Annotated in this window: 16 protein-coding genes and 2 pseudogenes; 11 read left to right on the top strand and 7 right to left on the bottom strand. The window is 71.5% G+C overall.

Features of this window, described 5'->3' with window-relative positions:
• Positions 1-174: 174 nt before the first annotated feature.
• Both ABVB68_RS12475 and ABVB68_RS12470 read right to left on the bottom strand, forming a co-directional pair.
• Positions 175-357, bottom strand: coding sequence for a hypothetical protein (locus ABVB68_RS12475; RefSeq protein ID WP_353601008.1), 183 nt, complete (start codon positions 355-357; stop codon positions 175-177).
• The gene (locus tag ABVB68_RS12470) at positions 354-983 is read right to left on the bottom strand and encodes a hypothetical protein (RefSeq protein WP_353601007.1); all 630 of its coding nucleotides are present in this window, start codon (positions 981-983) and stop codon (positions 354-356) included. Before ABVB68_RS12470 ends, ABVB68_RS12475 begins: the two co-directional genes overlap by 4 nt.
• Positions 984-1,487: 504 nt before the next feature.
• Here ABVB68_RS12470 and ABVB68_RS12465 point away from each other — a divergent pair.
• The 4 genes and pseudogenes from ABVB68_RS12465 to ABVB68_RS12450 all read left to right on the top strand — a co-directional run bounded on the left by ABVB68_RS12465 (position 1,488) and on the right by ABVB68_RS12450 (position 7,401).
• Positions 1,488-2,555: a polyprenyl synthetase family protein gene (locus ABVB68_RS12465; protein ID WP_353601006.1), complete on the top strand. Its 1,068-nt coding sequence runs from the start codon at positions 1,488-1,490 to the stop codon at positions 2,553-2,555.
• A gap of 556 nt (positions 2,556-3,111) precedes the next feature.
• Entirely contained in the window at positions 3,112-4,641 is a 1,530-nt protein-coding gene (locus ABVB68_RS12460) for an FAD-dependent oxidoreductase (RefSeq protein ID WP_353601005.1), read from the top strand.
• Positions 4,642-4,987: 346 nt separating this feature from the next.
• Positions 4,988-6,613, top strand: a pseudogene (qcrB, locus tag ABVB68_RS12455) (cytochrome bc1 complex cytochrome b subunit); the annotation flags it as partial.
• Between the two features lie 476 nt (positions 6,614-7,089).
• The gene (locus ABVB68_RS12450; RefSeq protein WP_353601061.1) at positions 7,090-7,401 is read left to right on the top strand and encodes a DUF3099 domain-containing protein; all 312 of its coding nucleotides are present in this window, start codon (positions 7,090-7,092) and stop codon (positions 7,399-7,401) included.
• Positions 7,402-7,499: 98 nt separating this feature from the next.
• On the opposite strand, the gene ABVB68_RS12445 is transcribed toward ABVB68_RS12450, so the two are convergent.
• Positions 7,500-7,700, bottom strand: a complete 201-nt coding sequence (locus ABVB68_RS12445) for a DUF6059 family protein (protein WP_353601003.1) — start codon at positions 7,698-7,700, stop codon at positions 7,500-7,502.
• A 202-nt stretch (positions 7,701-7,902) separates the two neighbouring features.
• Between ABVB68_RS12445 and ABVB68_RS12440 the strand changes: the two genes are divergently transcribed.
• The 4 genes from ABVB68_RS12440 to ABVB68_RS12425 all read left to right on the top strand — a co-directional run bounded on the left by ABVB68_RS12440 (position 7,903) and on the right by ABVB68_RS12425 (position 11,645).
• A complete protein-coding gene (locus tag ABVB68_RS12440; protein ID WP_353601002.1) occupies positions 7,903-8,253 on the top strand; it encodes a sigma-70 family RNA polymerase sigma factor family protein in 351 nt (116 codons plus the stop codon).
• Between the two features lie 318 nt (positions 8,254-8,571).
• On the top strand, positions 8,572-9,270 hold the full coding sequence (locus tag ABVB68_RS12435) for an SDR family oxidoreductase (RefSeq protein ID WP_353601001.1): 699 nt from the start codon (positions 8,572-8,574) through the stop codon (positions 9,268-9,270).
• A gap of 634 nt (positions 9,271-9,904) precedes the next feature.
• Positions 9,905-10,675: an isoprenyl transferase gene (locus tag ABVB68_RS12430; RefSeq protein WP_353601060.1), complete on the top strand. Its 771-nt coding sequence runs from the start codon at positions 9,905-9,907 to the stop codon at positions 10,673-10,675.
• A gap of 505 nt (positions 10,676-11,180) precedes the next feature.
• A complete protein-coding gene (locus ABVB68_RS12425) occupies positions 11,181-11,645 on the top strand; it encodes a hypothetical protein (RefSeq protein WP_353601000.1) in 465 nt (154 codons plus the stop codon).
• A gap of 97 nt (positions 11,646-11,742) precedes the next feature.
• Here the strand turns inward: ABVB68_RS12425 and ABVB68_RS12420 are convergent, their stop codons facing one another.
• From ABVB68_RS12420 to ABVB68_RS12410, 3 genes and pseudogenes are all read right to left on the bottom strand, one after another.
• Entirely contained in the window at positions 11,743-11,979 is a 237-nt protein-coding gene (locus ABVB68_RS12420; RefSeq protein ID WP_353600999.1) for a hypothetical protein, read from the bottom strand.
• A gap of 26 nt (positions 11,980-12,005) precedes the next feature.
• On the bottom strand, positions 12,006-12,446 hold the full coding sequence (locus tag ABVB68_RS12415) for a hypothetical protein (RefSeq protein ID WP_353600998.1): 441 nt from the start codon (positions 12,444-12,446) through the stop codon (positions 12,006-12,008).
• Positions 12,447-12,819: 373 nt separating this feature from the next.
• Positions 12,820-14,020, bottom strand: a pseudogene (locus tag ABVB68_RS12410) (YcaO-like family protein); the annotation flags it as partial.
• A gap of 961 nt (positions 14,021-14,981) precedes the next feature.
• On the opposite strand from ABVB68_RS12410, the gene ABVB68_RS12405 reads away from it, so the two are divergent.
• Complete coding sequence (locus ABVB68_RS12405; RefSeq protein WP_353600997.1) at positions 14,982-15,506, top strand: transglycosylase SLT domain-containing protein; 525 nt, start codon at positions 14,982-14,984, stop codon at positions 15,504-15,506.
• Between the two features lie 277 nt (positions 15,507-15,783).
• Entirely contained in the window at positions 15,784-16,026 is a 243-nt protein-coding gene (locus ABVB68_RS12400) for a hypothetical protein (protein WP_353600996.1), read from the top strand.
• A 569-nt stretch (positions 16,027-16,595) separates the two neighbouring features.
• Here the strand turns inward: ABVB68_RS12400 and ABVB68_RS12395 are convergent.
• Entirely contained in the window at positions 16,596-17,267 is a 672-nt protein-coding gene (locus ABVB68_RS12395; RefSeq protein ID WP_353600995.1) for a histidine phosphatase family protein, read from the bottom strand.
• Between the two features lie 570 nt (positions 17,268-17,837).
• On the opposite strand from ABVB68_RS12395, the gene lexA reads away from it, so the two are divergent.
• The gene (gene lexA / locus ABVB68_RS12390; RefSeq protein ID WP_353600994.1) at positions 17,838-18,509 is read left to right on the top strand and encodes a transcriptional repressor LexA; all 672 of its coding nucleotides are present in this window, start codon (positions 17,838-17,840) and stop codon (positions 18,507-18,509) included.
• Positions 18,510-18,596: the final 87 nt, after the last annotated feature.

Genomic DNA, 18,596 nt, shown 5'->3' with positions numbered 1-18,596 from the left:
TGGCGGACGGCAAAGCTCATGGCGGAGAAGGGCTGCGCCCGCCCACGGGCAGGCGACAACCGTCGAGCGTCGGGAGCCGCAACCGGCTCCCGACGCTCTCCAAGGCCGCCCTGACTCCCGCAGATACCCCGCCGACCTGCGCGAATTCGGTGGCGACCGCAAGGGTCGGCTTCTCTAGCCCCGTCGCCGCAAGGCGATCTGCGTGAGTTCCTCTATGTCGAACTCGGAACGGCCCGGTGTGCCGTATCGGGTGATCTTCCCGCGGCTCACCCACTTGCGGATCGTCGCCTCGGACACACCTGCGGCCAGGGCGGCCACATTGGTGGGCACAAGGCGGTGGCGAGGCGGTTTGATCATGCGGTGACGGCCTTCCGTTGCCGCTCCATGAGCGGTCGCAGAGTGATCCATTCGTGCATTTCCCAGGTGTGTCCCGACGAGCATCGGATGCTTTTCCTGTCCGTGGTTCCGAGGTGCTGCGGCGAGGTGTTGATCGTCCCCGTGCAGCTGTCCACGACACACTCCCAGGTGAGCTTACGAACATCACTGGAGTCTGGGTCGATGGTGCGCAGCAGCTCCACGCGGAGATCGTCCACCTCGTCGGCGAAATCGATCGCCGGAGGCTGCGCGGTGAGCCACTCCAGGTGACGCAGGAGGAAATTCGCCAGCTGCGGAACCGAGCGGTCGGGGACGGCATCCCCGACTTCGTCGGCGACGAACTCCGACCACGACTCCAGAATGGCGAGGATGTTGTGCCGGGCGTCGAGCGCCGACAGGTTCAGGTGATCCCTGCTCCGGCTCCCGGACACACGCGTCTGGTGCATGCGCCGCGAGATCGGCGCTATGTGGTGCAGACTCTCCTGGTAGAGGCCGGGAAGCGCGCGCAGATTGCCTTCCAGCTGCCGGATGCGTGCGGCGCCGAGGGTGGACTCGGCCACCTCGCCGGGGACCTTCGTGCGGGTTTCGGGGCAGGCGTGAAAATCCATTCGATCTCCTTCATGAGGTGGCTCGGCCGGCCGTCGTCACAGGGCAGATGAAATGCCCACGCCCAATTGGCGGTCATAGTCGGATCGATGGCCCCTCGAGAGAGGGAGAGCTGGTGCGTCGGTCCCACGTCGTCATCATCGGAAGATGCCACGACCATGACCGGCCGGCCCGGGCCGGGGAATCTCGGCACGGAATTCTGATCCGGCCCGGCAACCAGCGGGCCTTTACGTTCGGTGGATACAGCGCGTCTTGTGCGTTCCTTACCCCCCGACGCTGTCCCGACGTAACCATGGGTGCACAGCGAGGCTTCCACGGGACTGTTCAAGGTGTCAACGTTCACCGTTCGCGGTCCATCGCCCCTAAAGGGGAACTCCAGTTCCGCCCCGTGCGGGCCGTATCACCGAAGGTCGGGCACGCGCTCGGCCGGGCAATGACGGCCTGGTCGGAGGACATTGGGGCGCACCCGCTCAAGTACCCCTGCATTTAAACCCTAGGAGACACGCGTGACTTCGGACGTGACCACCGGCACCGGCCAGGAGCCCGCCGGCCTCGCCCGCCGCACCGGCGCCGAACTGCTCCGGCGCGTCGAGGACCGGCTGCGCTCGCTCCTTGCGGCCGAACGTGACGCGTGGGCCGGGGTCGACGAGCGGGCGGTCGTCCCCATCGACGCGCTGGCCGAGCTGATCGAGTCGGGCGGCAAGCGCATCCGGCCCGCCTTCTGCATCACCGGCTATCTCGCCGCCGGCGGTGACCCCGAGGCACCCGGGATCGTGGCGGTCGGCGCGGCCCTGGAGATGCTGCACCTGTCCGCCCTCGTCCACGACGACGTCCTGGACGATTCCAGCCACCGGCGCGGACTGCCGACCGTCCACACGAGGCACACCGCGCTGCACGACAGCAGCGGATGGCAGGGCGAGGCACGCCGGTACGGAGAGGGCGTGGCGATCCTCGTCGGCGACCTCGCGCTCGTGTACTCCGGGGAGTTGATGTCACAGGCGCCGAAGCCGGCCCTGCCGGAATGGAACAAGCTGCGATCAGAGGTGATGATCGGCCAGTACATGGACGTCCACGCGGCCGCCGCGTTCTCGGTCGACCCCCGGCTCTCACGCCTGATCGCGAAGATCAAGTCCGGGCGGTACACCATCCACCGGCCTCTTGTCGTGGGCGCGACCGCGGCGGGCCGCAGTGACCTCGCTCCCGCCTTCGAGGAGTACGGGGAGGCGGTGGGGGAGGCGTTCCAGCTCCGTGACGACCTGCTGGACGCCTTCGGCGACTCCGCGGACACCGGAAAGCCCACCGGCCTGGACTTCACCCAGCACAAGATGACACTGCTGCTGGGCTGGGCGATGCAGCGCGACGAGCGCATCCACGCCCTGATCACGGAGCCGGGGCACACGGCCGACGAGGTGCGCCGGCGCCTGGTGGACACCGGCGTTCCCGCCGATGTCGAGAAGCACATCGACGCCCTCGTCGAGCGGGGCTGCAAGGCCATCGCCGACGCGCCCGTCGACCAGGTGTGGCGCGGTGAGCTGACGGACATGGCCAGGCGGGTCGCGTACCGCAACGCGTGAGCCGGACTCTGCGCCCGGTCACCGAGGGTACGGCGGACCACCCGAGCCCGGCCACCGGCCCTGCCGCTCCTGCTGCCGGGCCACCGGATAGCACCGGGCCCTGCCGTTCGTGCTGCCGGGCCACTGGACTGCACGGGCCCTGCCGCTCCTGCTGCCCGGTCACCGGATCGCACCGGCCCCGCTGCTCCTGCCCGCCTCGCCGGGGCACCCCCGCCGCTCCCGCCGCTCCCGGCGGCACCGGCCCCGCCCGCCTCCGGCCACCCGCTGGCGCTTCGTGCGCTCGACGTCCGCAGGAGTCCCCTTCGGGGCCGCCTCGACAGTCGCTTGAGTCCCTGCCCCGGACGCTGCCGTGCCGGCGACCCGCCCGCTCGGGTCCTCCGGCGCCGGCGACAGTCCGTCCCACCAGGCACTTCGGCCCCGCACGCGCCGGACGGCGGCCGGCCCGGGCGGGGCCGCGGCGGTGTGCCGGTGCCCCGCGCGCGGCCGGGAATGCCCTGCCCCTGCCGGGCCCCCGCCGCGCATGATGCAGTCACGACGCACAGGAGGGGGACCGCGAATGAGCCCGGAGGTATGTGCCGTCGACGAGGACGACGGGCACGGACACGCCGTGGTGATCGGCTCCGGCCTCGCCGGGCTCACCGCCGCGCGGGCCCTCGCCAACTTCATGGAGCGGGTCACCGTGATCGACCGCGACCGGCTGCCCCGGGGCGCCGGCCGGCGCCGCGGTGTGCCCCAGGCCCGGCACACGCATCTGCTCATGCCCGCCGCGCACCAGGGCCTGGAGCAGCTGTTCCCGGGTATCGTCGCGGATCTCACCCGCGCCGGAGCGGTCCCCGTCCACCTGTCCCGGGACACGCTGCTGCTGGGCCCGGCCGGCTGGCTGCCCCGCTCCGAGTCCGGCCCGACCGCGCTGAGCGCCGGCCGCGACCTGATCGACGCCGTCGTACGGGACAGGCTGCGCGCCGATCCGAAGGTGGCCTTCCTCGCGGAGCACGAGGTCGTCTCGCTGGAGCCCGGCCGTCAGGACACCGTCGTCGGCGTCTGGGCACGCGGCCGGGACCGGCGGATCCCCGGCGGCTGGGGCCTCCGGCGTCTGATACGCGCCGACTTCGTCGTGGACGCCACCGGGCGCGGCTCGTGCGCACCACGCTGGCTGGCCGAACTCGGCTACCCCACGCCCGTGGAGACGCTGGCCCGCACCGGGATCACGTACGCCTCCACCGTGTTCGCCCCACCCGTCGGCCATGTCGCCGACTGGAGCAGCCTGCTGCTGATGGGTTCCCCCGACCGGCCGCGGCAGGGCATGCTCCATCCCATCGAGGGCGGCCGGTGGTCGGTGACGCTCAGCGCGGCCGACGGCGGCCCGCCGCCCACCGATCACCAGGGCCTGCTGCGCGCGGCGGGCGCTCTGCGCCACCCGCTGCTGCATGAGGTCATCGAGGCGGCCACCCCCCTCGGTCCGGTGTACGCCTGCGACCGTGCCGACACCCGCTGGCGCCACTACGAGAAGCTGCGCCGCTGGCCCGACCAGTTCCTCGTCGTCGGTGACGCCCATGTCGCCCTCGACCCGGCGCACGGCCACGGCATGACCTTCGCGGTCCAGTCCGCACTCGTCCTGGACCAGATGCTTTCCTGCCACGGCACCGCCGTCGGACTCAGCTACCGGCTGCGCCGTGCCCTCGCCCGGCATCTGGCGCCCGCCTGGCGGGCGAGCCTGGGCAACCCGGCCGCGGCCGGCCTCGGCCGGGAGCCGGGGAACGGGCTGCGGGCCCGCTTCGGCCGGTGGTGCACGGCCAGGCTCGCCGCCGCCGCGACCACCGACCCGGGCGCGGCCGAGCTGCTCCTCGAACGCCTCCGGACCGGCGTCCCGCGGACCGGCGCGCTGCGTCCCCGCCGCCTGTGGGCCGTGCTCCGCGGCCGGCGCGGGCCCCTGTCCACGGTGCCCCCCAGCGCCACCCACGGCCCGGACGCGCGGCGGCGGCCCCCCGCGGCCCCGCCCGTGCCCGCCTTCGGGGTGCGCGTCGGCTCCACCCGGCCGCAGCGGCCCTTGAGTTCGTCGGCGCACCGAGGCGGTACCGGGCGGTGATCGCCGGCGGCACGGTGTGCGTGACCTCGGGACCGCGTGGAAAGCGGTCCCCGCCCGCACCCGCGGAAGAGGCGGCAATTACGCTTTCGGGTATGGCAGAGATGAATCAACTGCACTTGCACAAAAGCGAGTTGGATCATCCAGGGTGGGACGGGTCCGATGAACCGGCCAAAAGATCAAGCCTGTTGGGTACCGGGGAATTCGACGTACTCGCGGACCACTCGCAACTCGCTCGAGAACTGGTCGAGTTGACCCCGGTGGCTGGCTTGAAGGCGGTTGTACGGCCGTGGCGCGCGTCGATAGCGTGCCAGCCGTTCCAGGGCATGCGAGGGGAGAACGCGCGAGTATGAGCACGACTGAGAGGGTGCCGCACAGCGAGCGCACCGCGACGTCGAGGGGAGAGCGCGTCGCCGACTGGGCGGACGGGCGGCTCGGGATCTACAGCTTCCGGTTCTTGATCCGCAAGGTGTTTCCCGACCACTGGTCGTTCATGTTCGGCGAGATATCCCTCTACAGCTTCATCATGCTGCTTCTCACCGGCGTCTGGCTCACCCTGTTCTTCGATCCCAGCATGAGCGAGACCGTGTACCACGGGTCGCACGTGCCCCTCCAGGGCGTTCAGATGTCACAGGCGTATTCCTCCACCCTCGACATCAGCTTCGAGGTGCGTGGAGGTCTGTTCATCCGCCAGTTGCACCACTGGTCGGCCCTGATCATGATCGGTGCGCTGTGCCTGCACACCATGCGGCACTTCTTCACCGGGTCGTTCCGCAAGCCGCGCGAGGTCAACTGGCTGATCGGTTTCGTGCTCCTCGTCCTGGTCACCCTGGAGGGCTTCGTCGGCTATTCCCTCCCCGACGACCTGCTCTCGGGCACCGGCCTGCGTATCGCCGAGGGCGTCACGCTCGCCATTCCACTGGTCGGAACGTATCTGCAGATGTTCCTGTTCGGCGGTGAGTTCCCCGGCACGGACGTGATCCCACGCTTCTACAGCATTCACATCCTGCTGATCCCGGGGATCGTCGTCGCCCTGGTCACGGTCCATCTGATCCTGGTCTTCTACCACAAGCACACCCAGTTCCGGGGTCCGGCCCGCACCGAGAAGAACGTCATCGGCCAGCCCCTGATGCCGCATTACACGGCCAAGGCCGGCGGCTTCTTCTTCCTGGTCACCGGGGTACTCGCGATGCTGGCAGGCATCGCGCAGATCAACCCGATCTGGACCTACGGCCCCTACCGCCCCGACCAGATCTCCCAAGGGTCCCAGCCGGACTGGTACATGGGCTTCCTCGAAGGGTCCCTGCGAGCCATGCCCGCCTCGGAGTTCACTCTGTGGGGCGGCTACACCGTCAACCTCGGCGTCATCCTCCCGGCCGTCGTCCTGCCGGGTCTGATGGCCGGCGTACTCGCCATGTGGCCGTTCCTGGAAGCCTGGGTGACCGGGGACACCCGCGAGCACCACCTCCTCGACCGGCCGCGCGACCATCCCACCCGGACCGCCTTCGGCAGCGCGTTCATCGTCCTGTACATGGTGCTGTTCTTCGGAGGCGCCAACGACATCCTGGCCGAGCGCTTCCATCTGTCCCTGAACGCGATCACCTGGTCGGTACGGATCGGAATCTTCGTCGTCCCGGTGCTGACGTACATGGTCGCCAGGCGGATCTGCCTCGGGCTGCTGCGGCGGGACAAGGACAAGCTCCTGCACGGTCGCGAGACCGGACGGATCAAGAGGCTCCCGCACGGCGAGTTCGTCGAGGTGCACGAGCGCCTGGACCGCGGTCAGGAGTACGCCCTGCTGTCCCGGGAGGCCTACGAGGCGTTGCCGGCGCCCGCGCCGGAACAGGACGGTGTGCCCAACCCGCACCTGCGCAAGCAGATGCTGCGCCACCGGTTCAGCCGCTGGCTGTACGGCGGACAGATCGCGAAGCCGACAGCGCAGGAGATGCGGGAAGCCCTGACCCACTTCGACCACTCGGCCAACGGGCACCCGGAGCCCGGCGCGCAGCACCCCGTCGAGGGGCGGGAGCCGAACCCCGAACTGCACTGACCCGGCGCCACGCAGCGGAACGCCGGGTTCGGTGAGGGTGGCGCGGGTGATCAGGGGACGATCACCCGCTCCGCCGACGTCGCGCCAGGTGCACAGCGGAGGGGCCTCACTCGGCCCGCCGTCGCCGGCGCACCCGTTCCCCGGCGCGCTCGCGGAGCGGGCCGCACGTCCGCACCACGCGCACCGCCCGCCCCGCTCCCCAGGGGGCCGCGATGCCCGGCCGGCCGGCGCACCGTGCCGGAACGTCGACGGAGGCCCGAATGAGCCGAACTGCACGAGACCGGGGCAGCCCGACCGTACGAGGTCGGGGCGGTAGAACCGCACGAGGTCGGGGTCGCCCGACCGCACGGGACGGGGGCGGCCGGACCGCACGAGACCGGGGCGGAGCCCGGACCGAGTCGATCACCGGGGCGCGCACCGGTCTGACGCAGGACGTGCGCGGTCGCCAGCGCCGCTACCTCGCGGCCATGCTGGTGCGCACGGTCTGCGTGGTACTCATGGCGGTCACCTGGAACCGCTGGCCGGTCTTCGCGGTCTGCGCCCTGGTCGGCGGGGTCACGATCCCCTACGTGGCCGTGGTCGTCGCCCAGGCCGGCTGGCGTCAGCAGCGGGGCGTACGGCCCGCACTGACACGCGGACACGAGGAAACCGCCGAACGGGTCCTCCTCGAACCCACTTTGATCCTGCCCCCGGAACGCAACGCGGCGGGCTGAGCGTGGCCGGCCGCGAACCCCGGACACCCCGCCCTCCCAGAGCGCCGCTGCCGGGCCCCCGGCAGCGGCGCTTCTTCGCGTTCGTACGCGGCGGCGCGCTACCCCACCCCCAACTCCCGCACCAGCCGCAGCTCCAGGGGCGTCAACGGGACGTCCGCGCACAGCCGCTCCGGGTGGCCGGGGGCCGGCCCGGTCAGCGGCGGGGCCGCGTGGTGCGGGCCGGTGTGGAGCATGCCGAACGTCGACAGGGCACAGTAGATCGCACGGCCCACGGCGCGGGGGCCCGGCAGGTGCCACATGGCGGCCTCCTTCGATGTCACGGCGACGGACGTCCCGGTCACTGTCCGGCTCCCGGCCGGAGAACCGCTTCAGACCCGCTCAAGCGCGACCGTGGCCGCCGAATCGCCGGCCTCGGCGACACCGGGCACCCCGCCGGCACCGGCTACGCCCGGGCGCTCGCCACCCCGGCGAACGACCGCTCGAACCCGAGGAGAGACCCGCGTGAGCCGGATCGAAAGGTTCGAGGAGCTGCGGCCCCTGCTGTTCTCGATCGCCTCCGGGATGATGCACGAGGCGCCTGAGGCTCATCAGACGCGCGACGGTGGTGGCGAGGCGTCGCCGTGGCCGACGTGCGTCGCCGGAGCGGAGCAGGTGGCCCGGGTGCTGGCCGCGATCGTCCCGGCGCTGGCCCGCAGGGGCGTCACCATGCAGCCGCACCGGGTGGACGAAGGTCCGGGCGTGGTGTTCCGCGACCGGAACGGCGACGTTCTCGGCGCCCTCGTGCTCGACATCCTCGAAGAGCGGATCCGGACGATCCGCTGGGTGACGGATCCGGACGGGCGGGCCCCCTGAGCAGCCGACGCCCCGGGCGCGTACGGCCCCGGTACAGCACCCCACTGATCACCCGACCGCGATCGCTCCACCGTCCCCCCCATGCACCATCGCGGGGTAACGCCGGTTGCTCACTGGCAGGAGCGGTTCAAGTCGCTCTCACTGAGCGCCAGTCGGATCACCCCTATGTCCCACTGTCCTGTCAACGACTCGACTGATCGGCAGGCACCGCCGAACTCCTGTCAGAAGCGGAGCCTTCAGAGAAAGCCGGCGTCGAAGATCGCTGGATATAGTGCAGGCGCTTCGCCCCGATGACCCCGTCGCCGAGGAGGCCGTCCCATGGAGCCCGTCACTCTGATCACCGGTGGCTCGACCGGAATCGGCGCCGCCACCGCCCGCGCCCTGCTCAAGCAGGGCCACCGCGTGGCCGTCACCGGACGCGACGCGGGCAAGCTGGCCGCCTTCGCCGCCACCGCCGGGGCGGGCGAGCGCCTGCTGACGATCACCGGCGATGCCGGCGAGGCGGATGACGTCGCCGCCGCCGTCCGCCACGTGCTGGACACCTGGGGCCAGCTGAACAACGTCATAGCCAACGCCGGTTTCTCCCTGCCCGGCAACCTGGAGACCCAGGCCCCTGAGGACATGCGCGCCATGATCCTCACCAACGTCCTGGGCCCCGCCCTGCTGATCAAGGAGACCCTGCCCCACCTGAGGACCTCCAAGGGCCGAATCGTGATCATCGGCTCGGTCGCCGGTGTCCGCCACACCCCCGGCAACCTCTACTCCGTCACCAAGTGGGCCGCCCACGCCCTCGCCGAGAACACCCGCCTCCTGGTCGGCCAGGACGGAGTCGGCGTCACCGTTGTCGCCCCCGGCATCGTGGACACGCCGTTCTGGCACGCCCGCGGCGGCACCCCCGAGGCAGCCGCCGCGATGACCGCCGAGCAGATCGCGGACACGATTGTGTTCGCCGTCAACCAGCCCGCGAGCGTGGACATCAACCACATCACGATGCGGCCGACGGGGCAGGTTGGCTGAGGCAGAGCTCCCAAGGGCCGTGGGGCTTCGACCGGGTCTGGTGGTCTCACGGGCGGCGGAACGGGAAACCGGTCTGCCGTCGCTGCCGGCAGCGCGAGTGCCGCATCCCGCGGCCGTGTCACGTCTGCGGGCGCGTCCTGAAGGCCACGAGGAACACCCCTGCGGGGCGATCCCTCACCGGTAATGCCATACCCGGCCCCTGCCGAACGTCGTCACCGACACCCGGCACAACGAGCAACCCGGCAAAGGTCCTCGGTCACCGCACCGGACGAAGCCGCTTTCGCCCTCCGGAAGATCAAGCGAGAGGGCTGGCCGGCCTGCTTCGATGACGGCAGGAGCCGCCGGCGCGATGCTGACGGGGCGTGACCGCCCAGGGAACCACGGCCGGTACACGGGGCGTCAGCTGATGAAGGAGCCCTGGGCGCATGCGCTCGAGGTCACCCGACAGTGCCTGGTCCCGGCCGCCCCGCCCAGGGCACCCCACCCCCTGTCCATGCCCACGAGCCGCCGCAAAAAGGATGGTTCCGCCGAGGCCGGACGGGACGGACCCGGGCGATGGCTGAAGCTCCCCGGCGGGCGATACGGTAGCGCTCGCAAGCCGTTGTGTGGGGACGAAGGGACATGGCACGTGGCACTGAGGGCGCTTCGCTCCGCATTGGAAGCCCTGTACGTCAGGCGCCTGACGCGCAAGCTGGAAGGACTGCCCCGTCCACAGCACGTCGCGATCATGCTCGACGGCAACCGCCGGTGGGCCCGCGGCGCCGGGCACGACGATCCCCGGGAGGGCTACCGCGTCGGCGGAGCGAAGGTCGGCGACTTCCTGCGCTGGTGCGACGCCGCGGACATCGAGCACGTCACCCTCTGGATGCTCTCCGACGACAACCTGCACCGGCCTCCGGCCCAGCTCGGGCCCCTGCTGCAGATCATCGAGGAGACAGTGGCGAGCATCTGCGCGGCCGACGAGGACTGGCAGATCGAGGTCATCGGCTCTCTGGACCTGCTCCCCGGGGAGACCGCACGCGCTCTGAAGGACGCGGTCGCCCGCACCAACGGCCGGACGGGCCTGCGGGTCGACGTGGCGGTCGGGTACGGCGGGCGGCGCGAGATCATCGACGCGGTCAGGACCGCCTTCGACAAGCACATCTCCGCCGGAGGCGATCCGCGGGAACTCGCCGAGGAGTTCGACCTCCAGCACATCTCCGACAACCTGTACTCCTCGGCGGGCCGGGACACCGACTTCATCATCCGTACCTCGGGTGAGCAGCGGCTGTCCGGCTTCCTGCTCTGGCAGTCCGCTTATGCGGAGGTGCACTTCGTCGAGGTCCTGTGGCCCGCGTTCCGCCAGATAGACCTCCTGCGCGCGCTGCGCTCGTACGCCGCCCGCGAACGGCGCTACGGCAGGTGACCCCACGCCGGGCGCGCCGCCCCGAGCCCGGGCGCGCTCACCGCCGGCCCCGGCCCGCCCCCTCCGACGCCTCGTCAGGGCGTGTACGACGGCGGACGCATGGGATGGTCGCGGCACCGGGATTTCCTGTCCCCCGGACGGCGTCCGGCGGGTCCTGGCACGCTGCGCCCGGTACGCCTGGCTGACCGGCCGCCGTATCACCGGCCACTCCGCCCGGCGCGGCCTGGTCACCACGGCCGCAACAACGGGAAACGCCGCGAATAACTCCGCGGCCAGGGCGGGCGGTCCGAGAACAGCCCCGTGTTCTCGGAGTGCGTGGACGAGGGCGAACGCTTCAAGGACGCTCCGACCGACGGCATCGGCCTGTGAGCACTACCGCACGGTGAAGGGTCCTTCATCCGGCGGCTCTATCACAGATTCCACCCCGGTCGAGGATGTCCAGGACCAGACCGTGACTGTGCCGAATACCGGTGCGGGCGACTGAACGAGCGCATACGGTACCTTCATGACGAAAACCGCCCGAACCACGAAACGTACGGGAGTCCTCGTCGCGGCAGCCGCCGTGACCGCGCTCGCCTTCCCCGCCCAGGCCCACGCCGCTGCCGTCGCCTGCGGCGGCGGGGTCTCGACGCAGAACATCGGCGCCCGGGGCTGTATTTCCGCCGAACGCTGGAAGGACGGGGGGGTCTTCTGGCACGACATCACCGCCCACGCCCTCATCACCAACTCCCGCTCCCACGCCTCATGGGTCGAGTACGAGGCGTACCTTCAGGCGGGCAGCGCCGACTGGGTGAAAATGGGCAGCGGCCGGACCATCGTGGAGCGGCGTTCCACGGTCGGCCCGATCGCCATCGCCTCCAAGTCCCGCGTCTGTGACACGGTCAAAGTCACGATCCGCGTCCACGTGAGGCCCGCGGGGGGCGCCTGGTCGAACTGGTCCAGCGCGGCGACCTCGCAGTGCCAGACCTGAAGCTGCCAGCCCTCGCACACCACAGCGCCCCCGCCTCCGCGACCGGGAGGACGGGGACGCTCGTGTTTTCTGCGGGCAATCGACTGACTTCGGCTCGTCAAGGTGACGTGGGTTCGTCGAGGATCAGGCCGGTGACGCGGAACTCGCGCAGCCCCGGGTAGCGGCCGTAGCCGATCCGGACCGGGGTGCCGGGGGCGTCCATGGTGTGCGGGCCGTCGCCCATCGGCAGGCCGGCCAGCGGCCTGCCGGAGTCGGCGGCGGCGCCGGCCTCGACGGTGAGCGCCTGGAGGAAGAGCGCGACCTGGTCGTGCAGCTCCTGATCCGCGTCGCGCACCGCTGGTAAGGCCCGGGGCCGGAGCGTCAGGCCGCGGCGCCGATGCGGGCGGCGAGGTCCCTGCCCGCGGCCTTGTAGGCGGGCGGGAAGGTGAGCTTCAGGCCCTGTTCCTGTCCCTGGACGGTGAGCACGGTCTGCAGTCCCAGACCGAGCAGCGCCTTCCTCACCGGCGCGGCGGACGTCAGTGCGAGCGGCAGGGACATGAGCAGTCCGCCGGGCCGGCCCGTCGTGGTGCGGGCGTCGAAGAACATCAGCCGCTGGTCGGTGAGGACCCAGTACATCGGACGCGGCTGGACGGTGGCGATGACCGTGCCCGCGGTGAGGGCGCCGACCAGTGCGGTGGTCAGCACCCGGCGCTTGACGGAGACGGAGCCGACCTTGGCGAGGGAGGCGGCTTCCACCTGCTCGCCGTCGGCGAGCAGGGGAGTGACGGCCTGCAGCAGTTGCTGTCTGCGCCGGTTGTTCACGAGGGGTCCTTAGGGCGTTTCGAAGGCACGTCCGCGCGCTGTGCCTGTGCGCGTGGGGGGAGCGCGGGCGAGCTTATGGCCGACGGCTCGGTGCGCCAACAAAGTCTTGGCCATGACTCGGCAAATCCGCAGGTGACACGGCAAGCTCCGAGGGAGCCGCACATCGTTGCCCGCGTTTTTGCCGTCAGTTGTCCGCGAGGCGATGCGGGGTGGCGGCGTGACCGCCCTCGCCCTCGAAGAGGACCTCGAGGGTGCGGCTGCCGGCCAGTACGGGGCCGTCGGCATGCGCCACCATCCCCGCCGGGAAGGCCGCCGTGTGCTGTGCGAGCACCACGTCCGGCGGGGTGTTCCGGTCGTACGACGCGGTCCGGGCCGGCGCGAGATAACCCCGGACATGCCGGCGCATGACCGGCAGACCGAACAGCGCGGCTGTGGTCCGGGAGCCGGGTGACGAGGTCGAAGTCCTCGGCCATGGCCGCGAGTTCGGCCGGCCGCTGGCGACCTGACCGGGCAGGTGCGGGATGTAGGTGAGGATCTCGGAGACCGCGGACTCCACGGCCGTCTCCGGGACGAAGGACGCGCCGGCCGCGAAGGCCAGGGTGCCGGGCCCGTCGTCGCGGCGGACCGCGAGACCGGTGACGACGGGCACCGGCAGGTCCCCCCGGTTGTCGAAGGCGTGGACGTCGTAGCCCTGCAGCGCGGCCCGCGCCACCACGGCCCGCACCCCGGGCCCGCCCACCGAGTCCAGGTCGATCTCCGGGAGCGGCAGGTCGCCGTACCAGCCGAGCAGGAAGGCGTCCCGCTCGACCAGTTCGAGCAGCCCGAAGAACACCGCCTCCTCCCATGTTCCGCCGGTGGCACAGCCGTTGGAGCACTCGAAGACGAAGTTGTCCGTGCGGGTGCCCGCGCTGTAGTACACGAGCCGGGCCGGGACCAGCACCGGACGGTCGTCGCGCAGGGACCAGCCGGTGACCCAGGGCAGCGGGCGGGCAGGGTCGAAGGGCTCGACCATCGGGTCCCGCGCGTACGTGCGGGGCCCGTAGAGCCCGCAGGCCCGCGGATCCAGGGCACGCTCGCCCAGTTCGTCGAGGGACGCGGTCACGACCGGGGCGCGGTGCCTGCGGCGGGTGCCCGCGTAACGCTCCAGGCCCTCCAGGGAACGCCAGGTCGCGGCTGCGGGCGAAGGAGTTGGCCTGCCCGCTCCAGGTCACGTCGGTGAGCCCGGCGTAGCCGCGCATGAAGACGCTGCCGGCGACCGGCGCGGTCGTGGGCGAGGTCACGTCGATCCAGGTGCCGCCGCCGAGCACTCCGCACACCGGATTGGCCAGGCCCTTCACCGGCAGCGCGTAGTCGGCGGGGGAGCGCAGCCGGTAGGCGTCGGGATGCGGTCTGGGCCAGGAGATGGCGGGCCCCCGGGCGGCTTCCCGGGCGGCGTGCCGGGCGCTCTCCTCGGTGAACGGGCGGCAGTGCGGGCACATCGGCTCGGGCGCCAGCGGGAACGTGCGCACCGGCAGTGGCTCCAGGTCGAGTTCGGTGACCTGCGGCAGCGCCGCGCCCGACTGGGAACGCTGAGGGCGTCGCGTAATGAGCAAGCGCTTAGTAGGGTCGGTGGAGTCCACCCTGTGCGGCGAGGAGGGGCCGCTCGGTCGCAGCGCACAGAGTCTGTGCGTCACCTGGCGCGGCCGAGGCGCTACCGCCCGCCGGTGCCCCGGTCTCCTCGCTCTCTCCGCAGGTCGATCGCCGTCTGCGCGAGGCGCTCCCCCCTCTTCTTTCCGAGGCCGCCCGGTCGGCGGCCTCGCCGCGCGGCTGAGGCGCTACCGCCCGCAGGCGCCCCGGTCCCCTCGCTCTCTCCGCAGGTCGATCGCCGTCTTCGCGAGGCGCTCCCCCTTCTTTCCGAGGCCGCCCGGTCGGCGGCCTCGCCGCGCGGCTGAGGCGCTACCGCCCGCAGGCGCCCCGGTCCCCTCACCCTCTCCGCAGGTGGATCGCCGTCTGCGTGAGGCGCTCCCCCTTCTTCTTTCCGAGGCCGCCCCGGTCGGCGGCCTCGCCGCGTGGCTCGGCGGCCTCGACCGGCCGGAGCGTCGATCCGGAGGCGGTCTGGACGAGATCTGGACCGTATCTGGACGGGATCCGGACGAGGCGCGGACCGCGTCTGGAGAGGGCCCGGACGCGATCTGATTGCGGTCCGGAGGCGGTCCCCGCGGGGGCTGGAGGGGGCTGAGGGCGTGACGCGACCCATAGGACGCAGATCACGTCCTATCGAGGATCGTAGAGGCGTCTTCGCGCGAGCAGGGCAGACGGCACCGGAAATGAATAATTCGGGCATTCCTCCGTAGTCGGGTAGTACGTCACATTCTTGCCACCCTCTCCGAGCGCCGTTAACCATGTTTCTCGTTGCCGGGAGGCGCGGACGGATCGGGCGTACATCGTCAGGCCCGACCCGCACCGCCTCGCAGCACGGGGCCTCGCCCCGACGCCTACAGGCCGTGACCGACATCGGCCGGCGACCTCTATGACGTCCTGACAGGAGAGACCCTGATGACCATGAACACCGGTACCCGTCGCTTCGCCCGCCTGCGCAACATCACCCTGACCGGCATCGCCACCACCGGCGCGGCCGCCGCCGCTCTGACCCTGATGCCGACGGCCGCGCAGGCCGCCGAAGCCCCGCAGGCGAGCACCGCCCACGTGGCCACCGCTGCCTCCCGCACCGGCGCCGGCTCCCAGAGCGCCACCAGTCACGCGGGGAACCTCGACGGCTGGATCAAGCAGTCCCTGAGCATCATGAAGTCCAAGGGCATCCCGGGCTCCTACGAGGGCCTGCACCGCAACATCATGCGTGAGTCCGGCGGCAACCCCAACGCCCAGAACAACTGGGACGTGAACGCGCAGAAGGGCACCCCGTCCAAGGGGCTCCTGCAGGTGATCCAGCCCACCTTCAACGCGTACCACGTCGACGGCACGTCTGGCAGCCTCACCGACCCGGTGGCGAACATCACCGCGGCCGCCAACTACGCCGCCCACCGCTACGGTTCCATCGACAACGTCAACTCCGCCTACTGATCCGGTCAGGCGATCCCGTCCGGCACCCATGGTGCCGGACGAGTGCACGGCAAGCGACGTACCCTGACGCGGTGAACGCCCCTGCGGCCTCTCCTCCGTCCGGGTACGGCACGTCGTCGTCACCGTCCGCGGCTCCGCCGTCGGCGACGCGCTCGGGGCGCCGTCGAGTCCGGCCCGGGTGGTGCTCTCTCCGCGCGCTTACCGGGTGCGGGGAACGGCGGCGAGATGTGCGGAGGCGGTGGCTGGGGCGCCCGGCGAGACGTCCGACGGTACGCGGATGCGCGTGCTCGTCGGGGAGCCGCTGCCGGAATGCGGCGATCTCGACTCCCGGAAGCCTTCCGCCGGTTACGCGCCGGGCGGCCGCAGCGCCGAAGGGCGTCTGAAGCAGAGCCGAGGGGCATCCGCCCGTCCAGCCGAGGGGCATCCGCCTGCCGATCCGAACGGCATCGGCCTGCAGGCCGACGCGGTGCTCGGCAGCGGCACCCCTGGAACCGTGCAGCCGCCTGCGCTGTCCAACTGAGTCAACGGGCTGCGGACGACGGGACGTTGATGCGGGGGGCCGCCTGGAGCGCGTCTCCTTGATCGGTTGGTGAGTTGATCGGATGTGTCTGTCCGGTTGGTGATCGCTGATGCGCCGTGGGATCGGATCGGGCCACTGGGGCCAGTCGAACCCATCGCCTTCCAGGCCGCACTCCACCCCGCCGCAATCCCCATCCTCTTGTGACGGCGGTTCGCCCTTTGCCCGCCGACCGCGTGGATGACGGACAACGGCTCGGGCGTCCCCCGGGGTGCGGCGGGGGGTGCCCGGCGACTGGCTGGAGCACTCACCCTCATGACTGGGCCGCGAGTCGCGGCACCCGGTCCGGTTCGCCATCCTCCCGATCCGCACGTGCCACGAGTCCTCGGTCAACGAGGCCATCCGCCCACCCGAGATGGTCGGTGGCGGCGCCGATGTCCTTGATGACTCGACGTTCCACGCCGTCACGGAACCCGGCGCCCTTCCCGTGCTGCGAGGGGCGTTTCACCGGGAATCGGCGGACCGGGTCCGTCCGGTGCCGGGTGGGGTCGGCTTCGCCCCGTCGGGCCGGGTCAGACCGTCTTCTCTCCGCGGCGGCGGGCTTTGGCGTCGGCGGCCAGGCGACGGGATGCGGCGGGCGCGGGGATGAGCACGGACGTGTGCCGTCCCGAGCCCCGGTCCGAAGCCGCCTCGGCCGGGTGCACACTCCAGGCGCCACCGCTCCGCGTGAGGCACACGGTGCTCAGGGGCGACCGTAGCGGCAGCTTCCAGAAGGCGCGGGCCGGTGCGGACATGGCGTGGACGAGCAGAGCACGGACGACGGCCGGCTCGGTGATGGCCAGGGTACGGCCCGTGTCCGGGGGCAGTCCGTCGAGCCAGTGTGCGGCGCGCCGGCAGAGCTGACGTACGGTTTCGCCGCCGTGGGGCGCGGCATCCGGGTCTCTGAGCCAGGCGCTGTATCCGAACGGGTCCGTCGCGACGACGTCGGCCACCGTGCGACCGCGCCAGGTGCCGTAGTCGAGGTCACGCAGCGCGGGCTCCACCGTGGCATGCAGTGCCAGGGCCGCGGCGGTCTGTGTGGAGGCGCGGGAAGGCGATCCGACGGTCAGCGAAGGGGGAGGCAGCACGATCGGGACGACGCCGGCACCGGGGAGGCCGCGCTCACCTGGCGGAGGACAACCGAAGACGGTGTCCGCGGATGTTCCTTCGGGGTGCGCGCACAGAAGTGTCAGTCGAATCGTCATGCGCCTGCCCTCCTCTACGGCCGGGAAGCCGTGGAGACGACCTTCCGGCGGCAGCCGGCCGCCTGTCGTGGCCACCGGCTCCGGTCCGCGAAGCACGAACGGTCGACGCGTTGCGCGTCACACTCCAGGATCTGCGCACGCGACCCGCCCAGGTACCCGCCAGCAGTCCGGAACCCTCCCGCCAACTGGCCGGTACGGGTCCCGCCACCTGGACGGGCCACCGAGGCGGCGAGAACGGGAGCACAGGTGCCTCCCGAGTACCCCCGGCCGGCCGAGAACCGCGCCCTGATCTGCACATTCTTCGACGTGTCCGCAGGCACCCGCTCACCCGCCGGGGTGTGCCCCGCGCCGATCATCCCGCAGCCGCTCCCGCTCCCGGAACGGCCCTCCGCGGACCGCCCGCCCCCGCGGGCCGGGCATCTTTCGCCGCCACGGGGAAGAGGGCCGGCGAGGGCGGCCGTTCATTCGGAGCCCCTCCTCGAACGCGTGTATAAGCGAATGCCTGTTCCCTTTGCCGGGGTGCGCCGGATAGGGTCGCGGTCTGAGCGATCTTGCACGGAGGTGTCCCGGATGGAGAACAACGCACACACTCGCCGGGGTCGGCCACCGGGAAGCCGGGCCGCCAAGGGCGAACTGACCGTCCGCCAAAGGGCGATCGTGCGGTTCATCACCGAGACCGTCCAGCGCCAGGGGTACCCCCCGTCCATGAGGGAGATCGGCAGGGCCGTCCAGCTCGCCAGCACTTCCTCGGTCGCGCACCAGTTGCTGGCCCTCGAACGCAAGGGCGTCCTCTACCGCGATCCGCACCGTCCCCGCGCCTACCAGGTGCGGCCCTCATGGGCGCCCGATCTGGGCGACAGGAGCCAGGCGCCGGTCGACGTGCCGCTGGTCGGACGGATCGCCGCCGGTGCGCCCCTGCTCGCCGAGGAGATGGTCGAGGACGTCTACAGCATGCCCCGCCAAGTGGTCGGCGAGGGGGACCTCTTCGCCCTGACGGTGTCCGGCGACAGCATGATCGACGCGGCGATCTGCGATGGCGACATCGTCACCGTGCGGCGCCAGGACAGTGCGGACCACGGTGACATCGTCGCCGCTCTCCTCGAGGACGAGGCGACGGTCAAGGTGCTGCGGCGGCAGGAGGGGCGGGTGTGGCTCATGCCGCGCAACCCCGCCTACGCTCCGATCCCCGGCGACCAGGCACAGATCCTCGGCAAGGTCGTAGGCGTCCTGCGGGTTCTCTGACACGCCCCGCCGGGGCCGGACCATACGGGACCGGGCGTCCAGTCGTCGCCCGCGGTGCCTTTCCCGGGTGGCGGGCATCCGCACGGG

The sequence above is a fragment of the Streptomyces sp. NPDC096012 genome (genome assembly GCF_040426375.1).
Taxonomy (GTDB): domain Bacteria; phylum Actinomycetota; class Actinomycetes; order Streptomycetales; family Streptomycetaceae; genus Streptomyces.
The sequence above is the reverse complement of the archived record's forward strand: the minus strand, read 5'-3'. Positions and strand labels throughout refer to the sequence as shown.